Raw genomic sequence first — 20,441 nt, forward strand, 5'->3', positions numbered from 1 at the left:
CCGCTCCGTCCACCGTCGGCATCACCACAGGAATCACTGGCTCCCATGTTCTTGCTACGCAGTGTTGAATTGTCGGTTCTCTCTCGTCTGAGCCTGGTGGCAGGCCTGGTAATGCTGCTCGCTGCCTCCTCATCGGCATCGGCGATGACTCAGAAAGAGCTGGCCGAGAAGGAAATGTCCCTGGAGGAACGGGAGGCACTGGATCTCTCCGAATACACCGTCACGGCCCCGGATGCCTCCTACTTCGACATCGAGGCGCGCCGGGCACTGCTACAGGGCACCGACAACTCTCTGTTGCTGACGAGGATCGATCAACTGCGGCTGGGCCCCAGCTGTCAGCAGTTACTGGCGATTCCCCCTATCACCAGCCGCCTGCGCGTGCCGAGCTATTACCCCAATCCGGACCAGTGGAAGCTGGCCTCGGAGCCCCTGTTCCGGTTCGAGGACAGCGTCTCCGAGCTGGCAGGCGCCTATCTCGTGAGCAACGACCCCTACTATGCCGAATGCCTGGTCCGTTTCCTCGACCACTGGGCCTCGAACGATGCGCTGATGAACTTCTACTATGACTCGAAGGATCCCCAGGCCTGGTTCTCCACGGAGTCGATGATCTTCGCGGCGGCCATGGCCTACTCGACGGTCCGCCCCGACCTGACCGGCATGCACGAGGAGCGCGAGCGTATCGAGGACTGGCTCAGCCGTCTGGCACACCGCCACGTGGCCATTCCCGGCGCCCAAGAGAACAGTTGCTGCAACAACCACTTCTATCGACGCGCCCTGTACGCCAGCATGGTGGGCGTGCTCACCGAGGACAACGAACTGTTCCGCTTTGGCGTCAGCGCCATCTATGCCGCCTTGCACGAAATGACCGAAGAAGGCGCCTTCCCGCGAGAGGTAACACGTGGGCGTCGCGCTACGCATTATCAGAACTACGCACTGCTGTACCTGATCACCAACATGGAGGTCATTGCTCGCCAGGGCTACGACATCTTCGACCTGAGTATCGAGGGACGCACGATCCATGATGCCGTCGACTTCGCCATGGACCTCTTCGAGGACCCCACTGTCCTCGGCGAGGTGGCACCCCGCGAACAGTACCTGGGGTTTCTCAAGGACGACCAGTACTTCTCCTGGATGGAGATCTATCAGTCGCGCTTCCATGACCCGAGAGTCGCCAACTTTCTCAAGACCATGCGCCCGATTTACAACCGCAGTGCCGGGGGCTATATGACCCTGTACTTCATGGATCCCAAGGCACAGCAGAATATCGTCCTGGACGAGGAACAGCGCGAGGCGGCGGCATTCGAGGGCCTCTCCTCCCAGTAATGAGGGAGACGACACTGGCTACCGAACATCACTGAAGGCAACCCCATGAAGACACCGATAGTCGACTCCCCTTCCCCTGGCATCACTCCCCCCGGCCGTTGGCTGGCAACCGCTGCCTTGCTGGTCTGGCTCGGAGGCTGTGCGACCGCCGGTGGACCGCCCAGCGGCCCACACGCCACCGCACCGGTTCCGGAGCAGTACCATGCCTGGTTTTCCCGTGGTCCAACACCCGATATCGACTGGGATAGTATCGGCAGAGCCCAGCAAGCCATCGAAGCCGGCCAGTATGCAGAAGCCATCGAGAGCCTGAAATCGATGATGAACAGCTGGGGCTATCCGCCGGCCTATTATGAAATGGCCAAACTCTATGAACAGGGCCTCGGTGTCGAACGTAACACCCGCGAAGCGGCACGACTCTATGGCGAAGCCATCAGCCAACCCTCATCGATTCGCGGCCATGCTTCCCTCAACCTGGCCCAGCTGTATCGTGAAGGCGACGGCGTGCAACGCAACGACGTTCTGGCCTACCACCTCCTGCGCCAGGCGGTCGATGCGGAGGTGGGGCGCGATGCCAAGCTGATGCTCGCCGAGCTGCTGGCAACCGGGGGTAACAATGTCAAAGCCGACCCGAAAAAGGCCGCCAATCTCTATCAGCAGGCGGCGAAGCAGGGCCATGCAAGCGCCTTGCGTGCTCTGGCCGAAGGTTACCAACCAGGTGGTTGGCTGGTGGAAGACCCCGCACGGGCCAAAACCTATGCACAACGTTACGCCGCCATCAAGGAGCGGCAAGCCACCAACGGTGACATGGCAGCAATGAAGGAGCTGGCACAACTCTATGGGCAGGATGGCCTGCTGGGCCCCCAGCCGGAACGTCAATTGCACTGGCTGATGCAGGCTGCCGAGGCCGGCGATACATCGGCACTGCGCGACGCCGGCCGTAATCTGCTGGCCTCCAACAACCCACAGCGCGGTCTGTCACTGCTCGAGCAGGCCGCCGAAAGCGGTGATGTCGAGGCCATGGCCCTCTTGGGTAAGGCTTTCCTGGGCGAAGGCAATGTTCAGCCCGATCCGGTCCGGGCCGAACACTGGTTGAATGAGGCTGCTTCCAAGGGCTCCGTCGACGCAAGCGTCACCCTGGGACGCGCCTACCTGGGTGGCGAAATGCTACTGCCCAACCCTCAGCGTGGGATCAACCTGCTCGAGCAAGCGGCACAACAGGATGATGGCCTGGCATTGGCGGTACTCGGCGAGGTCTATCTCAGCGGCGAGGTCGTACCGACCCAGCCACCGCTGGCCATCGACTACCTGCAACGCGGTCATGAACTCGGCCACCCTTACGCCACGGCACAACTGGGTAGCGTCTACCTCGAGGGTCGCAGTGTTGCGCAAGACCCGCTGCGCGCCGTGGATCTCCTCCAGGAGGCCGCCGACCAGGGGCAGACCACCGCAATGCGCGAACTGGGCGAAGCCTATCTCGAGGGCAAAGTCCTGGCCTTCGAACCGACGCAGGCCGAAAAACTGCTTCAAGACGCTGCGGAGGCCGGCGATACCACCGCCATGACCGTGCTCGGCGAGGCCTATCTCAATGGTCCGCTGCGCGAGCAGCGCCCATCCCAGGGGCGTGCCCTGTTGGAAGAGGCCGCTCGCCAGGGCGACGCCTACGCCATGGTCGTACTGGGGCGCGCCTTTCGCGAAGGCAGGGGCGTTCCCCAGGACCTGGACGAGTCGCAATACTGGCTGGAAATGGCCGATCGGGCCGGCCATCCGTCTGCCTACGAGGCCCTGACACAGACCCAGCGAGAGCAGGGGGAGCGTGGCGATATCCATGCGCTGATCGAGGCCGCCGAAGCTGGCGATCCCGCTGCCATGGCCGACCTCGGCCGCGCCTTCCTGGAAGGCAACGGCGTCGGGGCCGACCCCGAACAGGCCAGAATCTGGCTTGAACGTGCCCATCGCGACGGACACGCCGGCGCCTCGGCCAGTCTCGGACGTCTGTATCTCAACGGTTCCAATCCCGCCCAGGCCGTCGATTATCTGGAAGCTGCCGCGGCACGTGGGCACACGGGAGCTAGCGCCGACCTGGGGGAACTGTTGCTCAAGGGCGAACTGGTCCCGGCCGACCCCGAACGCGGCCTGGCCCTGTTGCAGCAAGCCATCGCCAACGGTCATCGTGGTGCCAGGCTGACAATGGGGGAAGCCTACCTGGCGGGTGAGCGTGTCGAACAGGATGTGGAGAAAGGGCTCGAGTATCTGACCGGCGCCGCCGAGGCGGGCAACCCTCATGCCGCCCACTTGCTTGGTCAGGCTTATTTGGAAGGAAACGGTGTCGAGCCCGACGCGGAACAGGCCGAGCGATGGCTGAGCCAAGCCGCCGAGGCCGGCAACCTATCGTCGCAGTCCAGTCTCGGACGAGCGCTACTGCGTGGCGAAGAGGCCCTTGCCCAGGACGTCGAGCGCGGTCACCAGTTGCTGCTCGATGCCGCCGAACAGGGTGATGCCAGTGCACAAGCAACCCTGGGACGTGAGTACCTGCGTGGTGAGATCCTGGAACAGGATCCCCAGCAGGGAACCGACTACCTGTTCCAGGCGGCGACGCAGGGACACCCCAGCGCACGCCTGGCGCTCGCCGAAGCCTACCTGTCGGCCAATGGGCTGGAAAGCGCCAACCGCGAACAGGCGTTGCTATGGCTGGACAAGGTGATCGCGGGGGATAGCCATCTGGCCCTCGAGACCCTGCGCCAGTTGCTCACGGATGACAGCGCGGTGAAAGCCGCCAGTGAGGTGGGCGTGGCCTCCCCCAATTCGTAGGCCGCCTGCCCACGACAAACGAGCCGGCACTCTGCCGGCTCGTTTGTCTGCCCATTGCTGCTCCGTCAGTCGGTGTCGAACGGATTGCGCAACACGATGGTCTCGATACGATCCGGGCCGGTGGAGATGATGTCGATGGAGGTACCCACCTGCTCCTCGAGGAAGCTGATATAGGCCCGGGCATTGGCCGGCAGGTCCGCGACGCGTTTGACGCCCAGGGTCGACTCGCTCCAGCCCGGCAGGTCCTGATAGAGCGGCTCGATAGCCTCGTAGCCCTCGGAATCCACGGGGGTATCGAGTACCTCCCCATCCTTGCTGCGATAGCCGACACAGACGCGGATGGTCTCCAGGCCATCGAGCACGTCGAGTTTGGTCAGACATAGACCGGACACCGAATTGATCTGCACCGCATGGCGCAGAGCCACGGCATCGAACCACCCACAGCGACGCGGACGACCAGTCGTGGCACCGAACTCATGCCCCCGCTCGGCCAGGTGGCGTCCGAACTCGTCGAACAGCTCGGTGGGAAACGGCCCGGAGCCGACGCGAGTGGTGTAGGCCTTGGTGATGCCCAGCACATAGTCCAGATACAGCGGCCCGACCCCGGAACCGGTGGCAGTACCGCCGGCCGTGGTATTGGAGCTAGTCACGAACGGGTAGGTCCCGTGATCGATGTCCAGCAGCGATCCCTGAGCGCCTTCGAAGAGAATGTTCTCGCCGGCCTTGCGCAGGTCATGTACCAGGCTGACGGTATCGCAGACCATGGGACGCAGTTCCTCGGCCATTTCCATGGCTTCATCGAGCACCTGCTGGAAATCCACCGCGGACTCGCCGTGGTACTGAGTCAGCACGAAATTGTGGTAGTCGAGCACCTCGCCGAGCTTGGAAGCAAACCGCTCGCGATGCAGCAGGTCACCCAGGCGCAGGCCGCGACGTGCGACCTTGTCCTCGTAGGCCGGACCAATGCCACGACCGGTGGTGCCGATCTTGGCCACACCGCGAGCCTTCTCGCGTGCCTGATCGAGACGCACGTGATAAGACAGGATCAACGGACAAGCCGGCGACAAACGCAAACGCTCGCGCACCGGCACGCCCTTGGCTTCCAGCTCACGTATCTCCTTGATCAGGGCTTCCGGCGACAGCACCACGCCGTTGCCGATCACGCATGTCTTGTCGGCACGCAAAATGCCGGAGGGAATCAGGTGCAGGACGGTCTTTTCGCCGTCGATGACCAGCGTGTGGCCAGCATTGTGCCCGCCTTGAAAACGCACCACGGCGGAGGCGGATTCGGTGAGCAGGTCGACGACCTTGCCCTTGCCTTCATCACCCCATTGGGTGCCCAGTACGACTACGTTCTTGCCCATTGGTCTCGTCTCTTGCGTCAGCGCTGCAAATCATTGATCGTTGTTCGCGGCCCTTGTCACGAACGTCATCCCCGAGAGGCTCTATCGTCACTACTCCAAGGCCACCACGCGCCACTGCCCCCCCTGGTGAACGAGGCGGCGATTGCAGCGGTGTTGTTCCGGGCCGGTGCGTTGCCCCGGCAAGGCCTGCACCACCCGCTCGCCGGCATGGCGTAGCGAGGCCACTGCCTCGACCAGCTCCGGCGTCGCGTCACTAGGTGCCCAGATGCCGTCACAGGGCGGCTCCTGCACCGATAACGAGGCGAGCTGTTTGAGGTCCATGGAAAAGCCGGTGGCGGGCCGGGCACGCCCGAAGGCTCGCCCGGTATCATCATAGCGCCCGCCTTTGGCCAGTGCCTGTCCATAACCCGGCACATAAGCGGCGAACATCATGCCGGTGTGATATTGATAACCACGCAGCTCGGCCAGATCGTAATACAGTTCGACCTCAGGATAGGCCGCCCTCACCCCAGCGCTCAACGCCTCCAACTGATCCAGGGCTGCGCCTACGGCGGGCGGAGCCTCGGCGAAGGCTTCACGCGCCTTGACCAACACGTCCGGACCGCCGTGCAGCTCGATCAGGGCGAGAAACATCTCGGCGAGTGCCGGATCCCGAACGCCCTCGGCGACCCGAGCCGCCATCTCGGCGGGTGACTTCAGCTCCAGGGCGTCGAAGATGGCCCGCTCCTGCTCGGCGTCGAGATCCGCAGCCTGCACCAGGCTACGGTAGATGCCAATCTGCCCCAGCGCCAGGTGAATCTCCTGGGCCCCGGCCACCATCAGGCTTGACAGCGCCAAATGCAGGATCTCCAAGTCGGCCTCCTGACCGGCGTGACCGAACAGCTCGACGCCGACCTGCACCGGACTGCGCCCCCCCTGATACTGGTCGGCCTTGGCACGCAACACCGTCGTGCAGTAGCACAACCGGACCGGGCCCTGGCGTTTCAGGGAATGGGCGTCCATACGCGCCACCTGAGGCGTCACATCGGCACTGACGCCCATCATGCGCCCGGTCAACTGGTCGGTGAGCTTGAAGGTCTGCAGGTCGAGGTCGGTACCGGTGCCGGTCAACAGCGAGTCGAGAAACTCCACCGGTGGCGGCATGACCTGATCGTAGCCCCAGCGGTGATAATGATCGAGCAGCGCCCGGCGTAGCTCCTCCATGCGCGCCGCCTGGGGCGGTAGCACTTCGTCCATGCCGTCGGGAAGCAGCCAGCGGTCAGCGATGGTCATGTTTCCTATCCTGCCTGAAATGAATGCCCTGCCAGGACCCTTGCACAAAAGCCCTGTTCACAAAAGCGATGGCCACAAAAAAACCGGGCCACGCCCGGTCGATGGATTCTATCATGTTTGGTCCCGGGATGAACCCCGGGACCCAACTTGGCGATCACCTCATTCACCGCCGCTGGTCGACGGGGCCGCGGGGCTGTTGAGGTAGCGGAAGAAGTCACTGGACGGTTCCAGCACCAGCATATTGCCATCACCGTCGAAGCTGGTTCGATAGGCATTCAGACTGCGCCAGAACGAGTAGAATTCCTCATCCTGCTGGTAAGCCTGAGAAAAAATGGCAGCAGCCTCGGCATCGCCTTCACCGCGCAGTGTCTCGGCACGTTCTCGGGCTTGGGCCAGTAGCACCTGATGGCGACGATCGGCATTGGCACGAAGCCGCTCGGCCTCTTCCTGCCCTTGGGCGCGCCATTCGCGGGCTTCCCGCTCACGCTCGGAGCGCATACGGTCATAGACCGCCGTCGAGACATCTTCCGGCAGATCGATCTGCTTGACACGAATGTCGATGATCGAGACCCCCAGCTCATCGCGCAGCAACCTATCAAGCTCCTGCGTCGGCCCCGTCATCAGTTCGTCGCGACGCTCGGAAATGATCTGCTGCAAGTTCAAACGGCCAAACTCGTTACGCAGACTCTCGTCGACCCGCGGCTGGATCAGTCGCACTGCCATCATCTCGTCGCCGGCAGTCGCTTCGTAGTATCGAGTGGGATTGACCACCTGCCACTGCACGAAGGAGTCGACGATCACCGCTTTCTGTTCCAAGGTCAGGTAGCGGCTGGGATCGGTATCCAGGGTCAGCACGCGAATGTCGAACTTGCGTATCGTCTGGGTAATCGGGATCTTGAAATGCAGCCCCGCCTGGATATTTTCCTCGATGACCTCGCCAAAGCGCAGTTTCACCGCACGCTCGGTCTCGTCGACGATGTAGAGACTGCTGCTAGCCAACCAGGCAGCCGCGGCCAGGCCCCCAACGATGAGCAAGGAACGATTGTTGATCATTGACGGCCCTCCCTGCGGATGCCACTGCTGCTGCTTTGCTGCTGACTACGCGTGCGCTCGAGCGCACGAGGGTCGACGGAACTCTCTTCGGACGTACTGTCAGTGGCCTGGTCATTGCGCCCAGCGCTACCGGAACGCAACTGATCCAGTGGCAGGTACATCAGTGGGCTGTTCTCACTGACATCCACCAGCACCTTGTTGGTCTGGCCCAGCACCTCGCTGATGGCATCCAGATACAGGCGTTCGCGCATGATCTTGGGTGCATTGCGGTACTCGGAGAGCAACGAATTGAAGCGGTTGGCCTGGCCCTGGGCCTCGGCGACCACCGACTCGCGATAGCCCTGGCCCTGCTCGATCAAGCGTTGTGCCTGGCCCTGGGCCTGCGGAATGATGGCATTGGCATAGGCGATTGCTTCGTTGATGGTCCGCTGGCGATCCTCACGGGCGCGAATCACGTCATCGAACGCATCTTGAACGGGATTCGGTGGTGCCGTGGACTCGATGTTGATGGTTTGCAGACTCAAGCCGGTGCCATAGCTGTCCAGATAGGACTGCAGGCGGCTGGCCACGGTACTGCCTAGGATCTCACGACCGGAGGTGAGGATCTCGATCATGTCGGTGCCACCGACGACATGGCGCAGGGCGGAGTCGAGGGCGTTCTCGATACTCAACTGCGGATTACGCACGTTGAGCACGAAGTCGCGCGGATTCGCCACCTGGTACTGAGCCGAGATCTCGACTTCGACGATATTCTCGTCGCGGGTCAGCATCGACTGGGTCTGGCTGAGCGAGCGCACACGAGTCACGTTGACCATGCGCACATCGTCGATCAGCGGAGGATTCCAGTGCAGCCCCGGAGTGACGATCTGCTGGAACTTGCCGAAGCGTAGCACGACACCACGCTCGGCCTGGTCGACCAGGTAGAAGCCGGAGGCCGCCCAGATCGCCAGCGCCACGATGAGCAGCAAACCTGGCAAGGCAAAGACATTGCGACGGCCTCCACCGCCTTTGCCACCACCGCCACGCTTGCCACGGCCACCGCCGAGCATCCTGTTGAGCTTGTCCTGAAATTTCTTCAGCGCCTCGTCGAGGTCGGGCGGCCCCGAGTTATTGCCGCCACCGCCCCCGCTACCACCGCCACGCCGGCCACCACCACTCCAGGGGTCGTGCTGATTGCCACCACCAGGCTCATTCCAAGCCATACGTCCTCTCCACTCTGCGTTTCATACGTAGGCATCAATGACGCGGGCTACGCACGTCATCGAGCATCACAGTATCGATTGCGATGTTTCGTCCGTCACTCCCACACGGGGCGCTCTCGATGCTCCGCGGGGAGATAATCATTGGCGTTCTCGCCCAGCCGCGCCATGAGCTGCAGGAAATCGCGCCTGGGGAGGCGGATATCCAGCAGGGTCCGACCACGCTCGTCGAAGGTTTCGTCACGCACCGCCCCCAGTTCGTGCAGACCGGCGCGTAGCCGACCCTGTGTCGGGGCGAGCGCCACGCACGTATCGAGCACATCGCCGGCCAGACATTCCGACAGGGCCTGAGCCAGAAGCTCGAGCCCCTGCTCCCGTTGCGCGGATACCCACACCACCTCGGGACGACCATCGCCGTCCCGCTCGATGCGAGGGGCACTGTCGAGCAGATCGATCTTGTTCATGACCAGCAGGGTGGGCACCTCGCTGGCGCCGATTTCCTCGAGCACCGCCTGCACTTGCGTCACGTTGAGGTCGCGATCGGGATCGGCGGCATCGATCACGTGCACCAGCAGGCTGGCCTCGGCGGCCTCCTGCAGGGTAGCGCGAAAGGCCTCCACCAGCTTATGCGGCAGGTGACGAATGAAGCCGACCGTATCCGCCAGCACTACCGGCCCCACATCCCTGACCTCCAGACGTCGCAGCGTGGGGTCGAGGGTAGCGAAAAGCTGGTCGGCCGCATATACCCTCGCTTCGGTCAGGGCATTGAACAGGGTCGACTTGCCGGCATTGGTATAGCCTACCAGCGACACGCTGGGGATCTCCGCTCGTGCGCGGGCGCGACGATTCTGACTACGTTGACTGCGCACCTTGTCGAGGCGCTTGTGGATCGACTTGATACGCCCACGCAGCAAGCGACGGTCGGTTTCGAGCTGCGTTTCCCCAGGACCGCGCAGACCAATGCCACCCTTCTGGCGCTCGAGGTGAGTCCAGCCACGCACCAGGCGAGTGGACATGTATTCAAGCTGCGCCAGCTCGACCTGTAGCTTGCCTTCATGAGTACGCGCGCGCTGGGCGAAGATATCCAGAATCAAGCCGGTGCGATCCAGCACCCGGCACTTGAGCGCACGTTCGAGATTGCGCTCCTGAGACGGACTCAGGGCATGGTTGAAGATCACCAGTTCGGCATGATGAATGGCCAACAGCTCTTGCAACTCTTCGAGCTTGCCACTGCCGATGAAGGTGCGAGGATCGGGTCGATGCCGGCTACCCTGCAACAGGGTGGCCGGCTCGGCGCCCGCAGAACGCACCAGTTCCAGGAATTCTCCCGAATCTTCACGTTCTTGTTCGTCCTGAAAATCAACATGGACGAGGACCGCCGTCTCTCCGGCGTCGGGTCGTTCAAAAAACAATCACTACCTCACGATCAACTTTCCTGCACTGCCGCAGGATCCTGGGCCGGTAGACGCACGTTACGCGACGGCACCACCGTCGAGATAGCGTGCTTGTAAACCATCTGGCTAACGGTATTACGCAGCAGAATGACGAACTGATCGAAGGACTCGATCTGCCCCTGCAACTTGATGCCGTTGACCAGAAATATGGATACCGGAATGCGCTCCTTGCGCAGGATATTCAGGTACGGGTCTTGAAGGGACTGCCCTTTGGACATTTTGCTCTCCCTAACTGTCTCTTTGATAGATGTTTTCTGTTCTGCCACCCGGGTGGCGCATGTTTCGTCAACGACTCGACATTCCCGTCAAGCGAAAGGACTATCTTACGCTAAGTGCCACATTGGCGCACGATTTTCAGGATCTCGTCGAGTGCGTCGGCACGCTGGGCGTCCACCCACGCCATCTCTCGCCAACTGCGCAGCCACGTGAGCTGGCGCTTGGCCAACTGCCGTGTCGCCACGATCCCTCTGTGGTTCAGCATGGCAGCATCGTAATGGCCATCGAGGTATTCCCACACCTGACGATAACCCACGCACTTCATCGACGGCAGCCCCAGATGCAGATCACCGCGCTGCCTAAGCGCCTCCACCTCCTCGATGAAGCCCTGTTCGAGCATCAGCCCGAAGCGCCGAGCGATGCGTTCGTGCAACCAGCCTCGATCAGCGGGCGCCACTCCTATCGACAGCGTGCGCCAAGGGAAGGTTTCCGGGCGCTGCGCCTGCCATAGCTTGCTCATCGGCTGCCCGCTCACGCGGTAGACCTCCAGGGCACGCATCAGGCGCTGCGGATCATTGCGGTGGATCCGAGCCGCCGACACAGGGTCGACCCGGGCCAACTCGTCGTGCAGCGCTCCCAGCCCCCGGACCTCGGCCATGGTCTCGAGCTCGGCGCGTACTACGGCGTCCGCTGCAGGTAGATCGGCCACCCCTTCGACCAGACACTTGTAATACATCATGGTGCCGCCGACCAGCAGCGGAATGCCGCCTCCTGCGGTAATTTGCCGCATCTCGCGCAGCGCATCCTGGCGAAAGTCCGCTGCCGAGTAAATCTCGGTCGGGTCCCGAATATCGATCAGGCGATGAGGCGCACGGGCGAGTTCCTCGGCCACGGGCTTGGCGGTGCCGATATCCATGCCGCGATAGATCAACGCCGAGTCGACACTGATCAGTTCGCATCCCAGCCGCTCGTGTAACTCGATGGCCAGATCGGTCTTGCCAGCCGCGGTGGGGCCCATCAGCAGGATCGCCAGTGGTCGAGCGTCAGCCATTACCATCCTCGCGGGTCATTTCAAGGTCACTGGCCACGCAGGAACAGCTTGTCGAGTTCGTTCATGGTCATCTCGGTCCAGGTCGGGCGACCGTGATTGCACTGACCACTGCGTTCGGTACGCTCCATATCGCGCAACAAGGCATTCATCTCGGCGAGGGACAGCCGACGGTTGGCGCGTACGCTACCATGGCAAGCCATGGTCGAAAGCAATTCGTTGATGCGCACCTCCAGGCGATCGGAACGTCCGTAACGCTCCAGGTCCCCGAGCATGTCGCGAATCAACGGCTCGACATCGGCATCGGCCAGCAAGGCCGGCACCTGGCGAACAAGCAAGGTTTCCGGCCCGGCCACATCCAGCTCCACGCCCAAACGAGCGAAGGCGTCATGCTCGGCCTCGGCGGTGGCAACCTCCGAGTGACTCGCCGCCAGCGATACCGGCACCAGCAACGGCTGGGCCTCCAGCGCACCGCCGTGAACCTGGGCTTTCATGCGCTCGTAGGTGATGCGTTCGTGGGCGGCATGCATGTCGACGACCACCAGACCGCGCGCTGTCTGCGAGAGAATGTAGACGCCATGCAACTGGGCGACGGCATAGCCGAGCGGCGGTGCTTGAGTGGCATCGTCCTCGGGCAGTGCAGGAGATGACGACGGCGGTGCCTCGGCATGCTGTCGCCGCTCACGCCAGGCCGTCTCGGCGGCACCGCCGCCCGGTACCGCTGGCTGCGGCGTCAGCAGGCTCTCCTCGTGATCGGGATGCAGGGCATGATAACCCGCCATGAACTGCCTGACACGGTCGGCACCTGGGCGAGCCTCCTGCTCGCCGTGGCGCAGTGCCATCGGCTGCTGTTGCCAACGCGGCTGAACCTCCTCGCTCGGCGTCTCCTCGTGCCCCGCCACCGCCAACGAAGGCGCGGGCGATGCGTCTGCCGTCGCGGCATTGGGGCGCACCTCACCCAGTGCCCGGTGCAGGCTGGAAAACAGGAAGTCATGCACCAGGCGACCGTCGCGAAAGCGCACCTCGTGCTTGGTCGGGTGCACATTGACGTCGACCACGCTCGGCTCCACCTCCAGATAGAGCACGAAGACCGGATGGCGACCATGGAAGAGTACGTCGCGGTAGGCCTGGCGAATCGCATGCGCAACGAGCCGGTCGCGTACCACCCGGCCATTGACGAAGAAGTACTGCTGGTCGGCCTGGGCCCGGGAATGCGTGGGAAGCCCTACCCAGCCCCATAAGCGCAATCCGCCGGTCTCGAGGTCGAGGTGCAAGGCGTTGTCGAGAAACTTGCTGCCCAGCAAGGCGCCGATACGACGTTCCCGCGAAGCGGCATCCTCGGCCCCGCGCAACTGATGCAGGGTCTTCTGATTATGCCGCAGCGTCCAGCCGATGTCATAACGCGACAACGCCAGGCGACGGAAGGCCTCCTCCACATGACCGAACTCGGTCTTCTCGGTACGCAGGAACTTGCGGCGTGCCGGCGTATTGAAGAACAGGTCGCGCACGCTCACCGAGGTGCCTCGCGGGTGTGGCGCCGGACTGACCCGCGGCTCCATCTGACGGCCCTCTGCCACCACCCGCCAGCCGCCGCGGGGATCCTCTTCGACATTGGAGGTCAGCTCCAGGCGCGATACCGAACTGATCGATGCCAGCGCCTCGCCGCGGAACCCCAGGCTAGCGACCCCTTCCAGGTCCTCGAGCGACTCGATCTTGCTGGTGGCATGTCGCGACAACGCCAACGGCAAGTCGTCCTCGGCGATCCCCGAGCCATCGTCACGCACGCGAATCAGACGGGCGCCGCCGCTTTCGAGCTCGACCTCGATGCGCCGGCTCCCCGCGTCGATGGCATTTTCCGCCAGTTCCTTGACCACCGATGCTGGCCGTTCGACCACCTCACCGGCAGCGATCTGGTTGGCCAGACGCGGATTGAGGATATGGATGCGTCGTCCGTCTGTCATAACACTCCAAAAAGCTCAAGGCCGTAAGCCGTAAGCCGTAAGCCGTAAGCCGTAAGCCGTAAGCCGTAAGCCGTAAGCCGTAAGCTAGAATTTCCCACAAAACCCTGATAAACCAGGTTTTTCTTACAGCTTATAGCTTACAGCTAATCGCTTGCTCTTCATGAACTCGGTATCCGCAGCACCTGCCCGACACGAATCACGTCGCCGTTGATCTCGTTGGCCTGCTTCAACTGCGCCAACGGTATCTGGTGTCGCGCGGCAATCTCGGAGAGCGTGTCGCCGGGTTGGATGCGGTATTCGTCGCGAGCACTGCCGCGCCCTCGATCACGCTGCCAGGCCAGCAGACTCGCCGGTGGCGGGTTACGCTCGAAATGCGCCAGCAGACCACCATGGATAGCCGCCGCCAACTGTGCCTGATGAGCAGGATCGCGCAGGCGACGCTCCTCGTCGGGGTTGGAGATGAAGCCGGTCTCGATCAACAAGGAGGGAATGTCCGGCGACTTCAGCACCATGAACCCGGCCTGCTCGACACGCGACTTGTGGAGGCGATTGATGCGCCCCAGTTTATCCAGCACCTGACCGCCGATGGCCAGGGAGTCATTGAGCGTGGCGGTCATGGTCAGGTCCAGCAACACCCCGCGCAACACCTCGTCCTTGTCCTTGAGCGAGAGACTCCCGTCCACGCCACCGATCAGGTCGGCACGGTTCTCGCTATTGGCCAACCACTGCGCCGTCTCGGAGGTCGCCCCGCGCTGTGACAGGGCATAGACCGAACTGCCATTGGGCCTGGCGCTGGAGAAGGCATCGGCATGGATGGAGACGAAGAAATCGGCTTTCTGCTCTCGGGCGATCCGCGTACGCTGACGCAGCCCCACGTAGTAGTCGCCGTCGCGAATCATCACCGCCCGAAAACCTTCGGTGTCATTGATCAGCCGCTGCAGGTGTCGACTGATATCCATGACCACGTCTTTCTCACGGGTTCCCGACGGCCCGATGGCACCGGGATCCTCCCCGCCATGCCCCGCATCGACGGCGATGATGATGTCACGCTTGGGATGAGGCTGTGCCTGCTGCTGCACCATGGCGGTAACGGTATCCGCCGCCTGCCCGCTGGCTTGGGCCTCGACATGCGCCCGTTCGGCGGCGATTTCCTGCTCGCGGATCATTGCTTCGATGGGATCGATGGGATCCTCCACGGCGCTCTCGCCGGGATATTCAAGATCCACCACCAGGCGATGGCCATACTGATCGTTGGGGTCCAGGGTGAAGTGACGCGGTTCGACCTGCCGATCGAGATCCAGCACCACCCGCAGGCCATTGCCATTGCGGATCCCCGTACGTACCGCATTGATGGCACTGCCATCGAGATTCAAGCGCCCCGGGTCGGCCTGCAAGCGGCTGTCATCGAGATCGATCACCAGGCGATCGGGATTGTCGAGCGTGAAGACATCGGCCTGCGCTGGCGCCGAAAGGTCGAACACCAGGCGTGAATGATCCGGCGCCGCCCACAGGCGAATATTATCGATCTCGGCCGCCGACGCCAGACTCGACAAGGCCATCTGTACCATCAGCCATAGCGACAGCAGCCCCCCTTGCCTGGCGAGGCGCGGCGACGACTTGCGCCGCGCAACGGCGGATATCGCAGTTTCGAACATGCCACTCATTGCCTTGTTGGATCTTCCTTGTCGACAGCCTGGCCGGCGTGCTGCCAGAGCGGTGCCAGCCGTGCCAATACTTGTGTGCCATATTCGCTGATGGCGCGCACCTTGGCCACGCGCCCGCGATCGCTGACCAGCAGATGAATGTGCAGATCGGGCTCGCTCAACCATCCCTCGCCGCGCTCCGGCCACTCGATCAAGCACAGAGTGTCGCTGTCGAGCAGATCGCGCGCGCCCATGAACTCCAACTCTTCGGGGTCGCCCAGCCGATAGAGGTCGAAGTGATGGACCCGGACCGCCCCCAGCTCATAAGGCTCCACCAACGTGTAGGTGGGGCTCTTGACCGCACCGCGATGCCCATAGGCCCGTAGCACGCCACGGGTCAGTGTCGTCTTGCCGGCGCCCAGCTCGCCCTCGAGGTGGACCTGGCCCCGCCCCTGCAACGCCGTTCCCAGCGCTTCACCGAAGGCGACATGCGCCTGCTCGTCATCGAGTTTCACCTGCATCATCGTTCCGCGGGTTGGCCAATCGTCGCGCATAGCATGCCAGATCGCTGGCCAGCAGACCACGCTCACCACCGGCTTCGGCGGCGATATCGGCGGCTCGCGCATGCAGTATCGTGCCCAGGCGAGCTGCCGGTTCAAGGGGCAGGCGCTGTGCCAGCAGAGCCCCCAGCATGCCGGACAGCACATCGCCCATGCCGCCGCTGGCCATGCCGGGATTGCCATAGGGACAGATCCCGACGTCCGAGGGGCCAGCAACCACGGTGCCGGCGCCCTTGAGGATGACGATGCCACCGCGAAGACGTTGCAATTCCTGGGCGGCGCCGAGGCGATCGGCCTGCACCCGGGCCCCGGAGGATCCCAGCAGGCGAGCCGCCTCGCCCGGATGCGGCGTTAGAATCCAGTTGTCACGACGCCGGCTCGACCACCACGAGGCCAGCAGGTTGAGGGCATCGGCATCCACCACCAAGGGTTTGTCCGTCGCCAGCGCCACCTGCAACATTGCCTGCCCCCAGGCCCCCTGACCGAGCCCGGGCCCCACGACCAGAACCTCGGCAGCGTTCAGCAACGACGTGACCTCGGTGGCGGAACGCACGCCATGGACCATGACTTCCGGGCAGCGCACCAGGCTCGCGGCCACGTGCTCGGGGGCCGTGGCCAGGCTCACCTTGCCGGCTCCCAGGCGTGCCGCGCACTCGCTCGCCAGCAACGCCGCGCCGCCGAACCCCGGCGCGCCGCCAAGCACCAGCACATGTCCCTGGTCGCCCTTGTGGCTGTCGCGACGGCGTGGCGGCAGCAAGGCGTCGACCAATCCGGCATCGAGCAGTGTGGCCACCGGAGGGACGTCGGCATGCTGGTGAACATCGACACCCAACGAGGCGAGCCGGTGCTCGCCGACATGCGCCACGGCGGCCCCGGTATGCAGGCCCGGCTTGTCGCCAATGAAGGTCACCGTCAGGGTCGCTTCGATGGCAGTCCCCAGGACCGCTCCGCTGTTCGCCGAGAGTCCCGAGGGGATGTCCACGGCGAATACCGGTTTGCCACTGGCATTGATCGCCTCGATGACTCCCCGGTAGGGCTCACGCACCTCACCGGACAGCCCGGTACCCAACAGGGCATCGACCACCACATCGCCGGCCAGGTCGAGCTCCGGGTGCCAGATCTGGACACGCAGCCCGGCCTTTTCCGCCATCTCCAGGGCGCGTGCGGCATCGCCCGAGAGGCTCTGTGGGTCACGTACCGCGATCAATTGCACGCTCAGACCATCGCATACCGCCAGGGCCGCCATCACATAACCATCGCCGGCATTGTTGCCGCTGCCACAGAACACGCTCAGGTGCCGCACCCGGGGCCAGCGTTCTCGTAGTGCATCATAGGCCGCCGTGGCGGCTCGCTGCATCAACGCGAATCCTTCGATACCGCCCGCGATGACGCGTCGATCGAGCTCACGCACCTGCTCGGCCAGATACAAGGGGCGTCCCGAAGGCTCCAACATCGGCTTCTCCGCATATGACGTCGACATGCCTTCTAGTGTAGGGTGTTCTTCCCGGCCGCCAAACGCCTTGCGTTACATTTTCACGGTTTTTACGCGCGAGCCCTTCGACTCCATTTCCATGTCGTCACCCACTACCGCACTCGATACCACCGACCTGGACGCACTCGCCGACACCATCAAGACCTGGGGACGTGAACTGGGTTTCCAGCAGGTCGGCATCACCGACACCGATCTCGAGGTGCACGAGCGCTATCTCGAGCGCTGGCTGGCGGCCGGCCGGCATGGCGAGATGGGATTCATGGCCAAGCACGGCCGCAAGCGCACCCGTCCCGCCGAGCTGATTCCCGGTACGCTGCGTATCATCAGCGTGCGCATGGACTACCTGCCTCCCGAGGTGGAAACCACCAAGGTGCTGGGGCGTCCCGACAAGGCCTATGTATCGCGCTACGCGCTGGGCCGCGATTACCACAAGCTGATCCGCAAGCGTCTGGCGCAACTCGCCCAACGCATCGAGGCCGAGGTCGGCCCCTTCGGCTATCGGGCCTTCGTCGACTCGGCCCCGGTGATGGAACGCGCCCTGGCGCAGAAGGCCGGGCTTGGCTGGTTCGGCAAGAATTCGATGCTGCTCAACCCTCAGGCCGGCTCGCTGTTCTTCCTCGGCGAACTCTACACCGACCTGCCGCTGCCGGTGGACGAACCCTTCGAGTCCGAACACTGCGGCAGTTGCTCGGCTTGCCGCACGGCCTGCCCCACCGGGGCCATCGTCGACGACAAGGTCGTCGATTCCCGGCGCTGCATTTCCTACCTGACCATCGAACTGCCGGGCACCATCCCCGAGGAGTTCCGCGCGGCCATAGGCAATCGCGTCTATGGCTGCGACGACTGCCAACTGGTCTGCCCCTTCACCCGCTTTACCCGAGTGAGCGATGAGGACGACTTCGCGCCGCGCCACGACCTCGACCGTATCGACCTGGTGACGCTGTTCGCCTGGAGCGAGGAAGAATTCCTTGCCAAGACCGCGGGCAGCGCCATCCGCCGTATCGGCTATGAGTGCTGGCTGCGCAACCTGGCGGTGGGGCTGGGCAACGCCCCTTGGAGCGAAAGCGTCGAGGCCGCCCTGCGGGCGCGCCTGGCCTACCCCTCCGACCTGGTGCGCGAGCATGTGCGCTGGGCGCTCGCCAGGCAGCGCGACAAGCGCCAACGAGTGATCGCCGTGAGCCGTGAGCTATAAGCCGTAAGCCGTAAGCCGTAAGCCGTAAGCCAGAACTTTCCACAACATCCTGATAAACCAGATTTTTCTTACAGCTTATAGCTTAAGGCTTACCGCTCCCCGTAGGGGCTATTGCTCCTCCTCGTCCTCCTCCGGCGGTTCCAGCCGCAGGAACGTCTGGCGGTAATGGGCGAGCTCGGCCAGCGACTCACGGATATCGTCCAGCGCCTGATGGGTATTGCGCTTTTCGAAGCCCTTCAGAGCCGCAGGATTCCAGCGCTTGGCCAGCTCCTTGAGGGTCGAGACATCCAGATTGCGGTAGTGGAAGAAGGCCAGCAGCTCCGGCATCTCGCGCTCCAGGAAGCGGCGATCCTGATGCACGCTGTTGCCGCACATCGGCGAGGTTCCCGGTGCCACATGCGCCTTGAGGAACTCGAGGGTCTGACGCTCAGCCGCCGCCGTATCGACGCGGCTGTTCCTGACTCGCTCGACCAGCCCCGATTCCCCATGCGTCTTCCGGTTCCAGGCATCCATGGCCTCGAGCAGGCTATCGGGCTGATGCACGGCGATCACCGGGCCTTCGGCGATCAGATTCAGTTGGTTGTCGGTGATCAGCGTGGCCACCTCGATGATACGTTCGCAAGCGGGATCCAAGCCGGTCATCTCCAAGTCGATCCATACCAGCAGATCCTGGCGGGGGACGGCAGCGCGGTCATCCGACATGAGCAAGACTCCTCGAGTGAATAAGCCGGACCATCCGCCGCCGCTATCGCGACAGCCATGCCCGGGATAGTTACAATATCCACCATTGTACAGACCCTTGGGGCCGCATGAGCAAACGCAAGCTATCCCGCCAACAGCGCTGGCGTATCGAGAAGATCCAGGCCGAGCGCGCCGAACGCGCCGCCCGGCGCGATGTGCATGACCAGGACAAGCTCGATGCCGGCGAATACGGCCCGGAACGCCCCGGTCGAGTGATCGCCCACTTCGGCCGCACGCTCGATGTGCAGGACGACACCGACCACCAGGTCTCCCGTTGTCATCTGCGGGCCAATCTCGATGCCCTGGTGACCGGCGATCACGTGATCTGGCGTGCAGGCGGCAATGGCGGCGGCGTGGTGGTGGCACGCGGCACGCGCGACAACGTGCTGGAACGCCCCGACGCGCGTGGCCAGCTCAAGCCGGTTGCGGCCAATATCGATCAGATCCTGATCGTTTTCGCTGTGGAGCCTTCTCCCTACGCCAACCTGATCGACCGTTACCTGGTGGCTGCCGAGGCCACCGGTATCCAGCCCGTGCTGGTGCTCAACAAGGTCGACCTACTGCCCGCCAGCGGCGGCGAACTGCGTGAGCTGTTGGGGCGCTACGAGGCACTCGGTTATCCGGTGGTCACCACCACCACCCAGCATGTCGACGGGCTCGCACCTCTGCACCGGCAACTGACCGGCCGCACCTCGGTATTCGTCGGCCAGAGCGGGGTTGGCAAGTCCTCACTCATCGACCGACTGCTGCCCGATCAGGTTCTCAGGATCGGCGACCTTTCCGCTGATTCACGCAAGGGGACCCATACCACCACCACTGCGCGCCTCTACCCGCTGCCCGCCGGAGGCGAACTGATCGACTCCCCCGGTATTCGCGAGTTCGGCCTGACCCATCTCGACGCTCAACAGGTCACCGAGGGGTTCATCGAGTTTCGCGAGTATCTCGGCCACTGCCGCTTTCGCGACTGCCGCCATCGTGCCGAGCCCGGCTGTGCCCTGCTGGCCGCCGTCGAGCGCGGTGACATCCACCCGCAGCGCTTCGCCAGCTACCGCCGGATCCTCGATAGCCTGGACGACGAATCACGTTGACTCGGTGGCTCGCAGGCTGGCCATCGG

General features: G+C 63.5%; 16 protein-coding genes. 4 read left to right on the forward strand and 12 right to left on the reverse strand.

Going from position 1 to position 20,441, the window contains the following annotated elements:
* Positions 1-45 precede the first annotated feature (45 nt).
* Positions 46-1,323, forward strand: coding sequence for an alginate lyase family protein (locus tag ACFOEV_RS05960; RefSeq protein ID WP_386772220.1), 1,278 nt, complete (start codon positions 46-48; stop codon positions 1,321-1,323).
* 45 nt (positions 1,324-1,368) lie between these two features.
* Positions 1,369-4,131, forward strand: a complete 2,763-nt coding sequence (locus ACFOEV_RS05965; protein ID WP_386772221.1) for a tetratricopeptide repeat protein — start codon at positions 1,369-1,371, stop codon at positions 4,129-4,131.
* A gap of 65 nt (positions 4,132-4,196) precedes the next feature.
* On the opposite strand, the gene ACFOEV_RS05970 is transcribed toward ACFOEV_RS05965, so the two are convergent.
* The 11 genes from ACFOEV_RS05970 to ACFOEV_RS06020 all read right to left on the reverse strand — a co-directional run bounded on the left by ACFOEV_RS05970 (position 4,197) and on the right by ACFOEV_RS06020 (position 17,354).
* A complete protein-coding gene (locus ACFOEV_RS05970; protein ID WP_386772222.1) occupies positions 4,197-5,495 on the reverse strand; it encodes an adenylosuccinate synthase in 1,299 nt (432 codons plus the stop codon).
* A gap of 90 nt (positions 5,496-5,585) precedes the next feature.
* Positions 5,586-6,767, reverse strand: a complete 1,182-nt coding sequence (locus tag ACFOEV_RS05975) for an ATP phosphoribosyltransferase regulatory subunit (protein WP_386772223.1) — start codon at positions 6,765-6,767, stop codon at positions 5,586-5,588.
* A 159-nt stretch (positions 6,768-6,926) separates the two neighbouring features.
* Positions 6,927-7,820 carry a protease modulator HflC gene (hflC, locus tag ACFOEV_RS05980; protein ID WP_386772224.1) on the reverse strand — a complete coding sequence of 298 codons (894 nt, stop codon included), beginning with the start codon at positions 7,818-7,820 and terminating at the stop codon, positions 6,927-6,929.
* Complete coding sequence (gene hflK, locus ACFOEV_RS05985) at positions 7,817-9,022, reverse strand: FtsH protease activity modulator HflK (RefSeq protein ID WP_386772225.1); 1,206 nt, start codon at positions 9,020-9,022, stop codon at positions 7,817-7,819. The genes hflC and hflK overlap by 4 nt, the downstream gene beginning before the upstream one ends.
* Positions 9,023-9,117: 95 nt before the next feature.
* Positions 9,118-10,431, reverse strand: a complete 1,314-nt coding sequence (gene hflX, locus ACFOEV_RS05990; RefSeq protein ID WP_386772226.1) for a ribosome rescue GTPase HflX — start codon at positions 10,429-10,431, stop codon at positions 9,118-9,120.
* 14 nt (positions 10,432-10,445) lie between these two features.
* A complete protein-coding gene (gene hfq, locus ACFOEV_RS05995) occupies positions 10,446-10,691 on the reverse strand; it encodes an RNA chaperone Hfq (protein WP_016418008.1) in 246 nt (81 codons plus the stop codon).
* Positions 10,692-10,801: 110 nt separating this feature from the next.
* Positions 10,802-11,740 (reverse strand): tRNA (adenosine(37)-N6)-dimethylallyltransferase MiaA, encoded by a 939-nt coding sequence (gene miaA / locus ACFOEV_RS06000; RefSeq protein WP_386772227.1) that lies wholly within the window; start codon positions 11,738-11,740, stop codon positions 10,802-10,804.
* 26 nt (positions 11,741-11,766) lie between these two features.
* On the reverse strand, positions 11,767-13,698 hold the full coding sequence (mutL, locus tag ACFOEV_RS06005) for a DNA mismatch repair endonuclease MutL (protein WP_386772228.1): 1,932 nt from the start codon (positions 13,696-13,698) through the stop codon (positions 11,767-11,769).
* Between the two features lie 158 nt (positions 13,699-13,856).
* Positions 13,857-15,266: an N-acetylmuramoyl-L-alanine amidase gene (locus tag ACFOEV_RS06010; protein WP_386772262.1), complete on the reverse strand. Its 1,410-nt coding sequence runs from the start codon at positions 15,264-15,266 to the stop codon at positions 13,857-13,859.
* Between the two features lie 92 nt (positions 15,267-15,358).
* Positions 15,359-15,862 (reverse strand): tRNA (adenosine(37)-N6)-threonylcarbamoyltransferase complex ATPase subunit type 1 TsaE, encoded by a 504-nt coding sequence (gene tsaE / locus ACFOEV_RS06015; protein ID WP_386772229.1) that lies wholly within the window; start codon positions 15,860-15,862, stop codon positions 15,359-15,361.
* Positions 15,843-17,354 carry an NAD(P)H-hydrate dehydratase gene (locus tag ACFOEV_RS06020; protein ID WP_386772230.1) on the reverse strand — a complete coding sequence of 504 codons (1,512 nt, stop codon included), beginning with the start codon at positions 17,352-17,354 and terminating at the stop codon, positions 15,843-15,845. The genes tsaE and ACFOEV_RS06020 overlap by 20 nt, the downstream gene beginning before the upstream one ends.
* 118 nt (positions 17,355-17,472) lie before the next feature.
* On the opposite strand from ACFOEV_RS06020, the gene queG reads away from it, so the two are divergent.
* On the forward strand, positions 17,473-18,585 hold the full coding sequence (gene queG / locus ACFOEV_RS06025; protein ID WP_386772231.1) for a tRNA epoxyqueuosine(34) reductase QueG: 1,113 nt from the start codon (positions 17,473-17,475) through the stop codon (positions 18,583-18,585).
* Between the two features lie 108 nt (positions 18,586-18,693).
* Here the strand turns inward: queG and orn are convergent, their stop codons facing one another.
* Positions 18,694-19,287, reverse strand: coding sequence for an oligoribonuclease (gene orn / locus ACFOEV_RS06030; protein ID WP_386772232.1), 594 nt, complete (start codon positions 19,285-19,287; stop codon positions 18,694-18,696).
* A gap of 107 nt (positions 19,288-19,394) precedes the next feature.
* Here orn and rsgA point away from each other — a divergent pair, with 107 nt between their 5' ends.
* Positions 19,395-20,414 (forward strand): small ribosomal subunit biogenesis GTPase RsgA, encoded by a 1,020-nt coding sequence (rsgA, locus tag ACFOEV_RS06035; RefSeq protein ID WP_386772233.1) that lies wholly within the window; start codon positions 19,395-19,397, stop codon positions 20,412-20,414.
* Positions 20,415-20,441: the final 27 nt, after the last annotated feature.

Source organism: Litchfieldella rifensis (genome assembly GCF_042646605.1).
Classification (GTDB): Bacteria; Pseudomonadota; Gammaproteobacteria; order Pseudomonadales; family Halomonadaceae; genus Litchfieldella; species Litchfieldella rifensis.

What these genes read in the sequence shown, in the direction of transcription:
- ACFOEV_RS05960 (WP_386772220.1), top strand. Translation starts at nt 46, where the DNA reads ATGTTCTTGCTACGCAGTGTTGAATTGTCGGTTCTCTCTCGTCTGAGC.
- ACFOEV_RS05965 (WP_386772221.1), top strand. Translation starts at nt 1,369, where the DNA reads ATGAAGACACCGATAGTCGACTCCCCTTCCCCTGGCATCACTCCCCCC.
- ACFOEV_RS05970 (WP_386772222.1), bottom strand. Translation starts at nt 5,495, where the DNA reads ATGGGCAAGAACGTAGTCGTACTGGGCACCCAATGGGGTGATGAAGGC.
- ACFOEV_RS05975 (WP_386772223.1), bottom strand. Translation starts at nt 6,767, where the DNA reads ATGACCATCGCTGACCGCTGGCTGCTTCCCGACGGCATGGACGAAGTG.
- hflC (WP_386772224.1), bottom strand. Translation starts at nt 7,820, where the DNA reads ATGATCAACAATCGTTCCTTGCTCATCGTTGGGGGCCTGGCCGCGGCT.
- hflK (WP_386772225.1), bottom strand. Translation starts at nt 9,022, where the DNA reads ATGGCTTGGAATGAGCCTGGTGGTGGCAATCAGCACGACCCCTGGAGT.
- hfq (WP_016418008.1), bottom strand. Translation starts at nt 10,691, where the DNA reads ATGTCCAAAGGGCAGTCCCTTCAAGACCCGTACCTGAATATCCTGCGC.
- miaA (WP_386772227.1), bottom strand. Translation starts at nt 11,740, where the DNA reads ATGGCTGACGCTCGACCACTGGCGATCCTGCTGATGGGCCCCACCGCG.
- mutL (WP_386772228.1), bottom strand. Translation starts at nt 13,698, where the DNA reads ATGACAGACGGACGACGCATCCATATCCTCAATCCGCGTCTGGCCAAC.
- ACFOEV_RS06010 (WP_386772262.1), bottom strand. Translation starts at nt 15,266, where the DNA reads ATGGTACAGATGGCCTTGTCGAGTCTGGCGTCGGCGGCCGAGATCGAT.
- tsaE (WP_386772229.1), bottom strand. Translation starts at nt 15,862, where the DNA reads ATGCAGGTGAAACTCGATGACGAGCAGGCGCATGTCGCCTTCGGTGAA.
- ACFOEV_RS06020 (WP_386772230.1), bottom strand. Translation starts at nt 17,354, where the DNA reads ATGTTGGAGCCTTCGGGACGCCCCTTGTATCTGGCCGAGCAGGTGCGT.
- queG (WP_386772231.1), top strand. Translation starts at nt 17,473, where the DNA reads ATGTCGTCACCCACTACCGCACTCGATACCACCGACCTGGACGCACTC.
- orn (WP_386772232.1), bottom strand. Translation starts at nt 19,287, where the DNA reads ATGTCGGATGACCGCGCTGCCGTCCCCCGCCAGGATCTGCTGGTATGG.
- rsgA (WP_386772233.1), top strand. Translation starts at nt 19,395, where the DNA reads ATGAGCAAACGCAAGCTATCCCGCCAACAGCGCTGGCGTATCGAGAAG.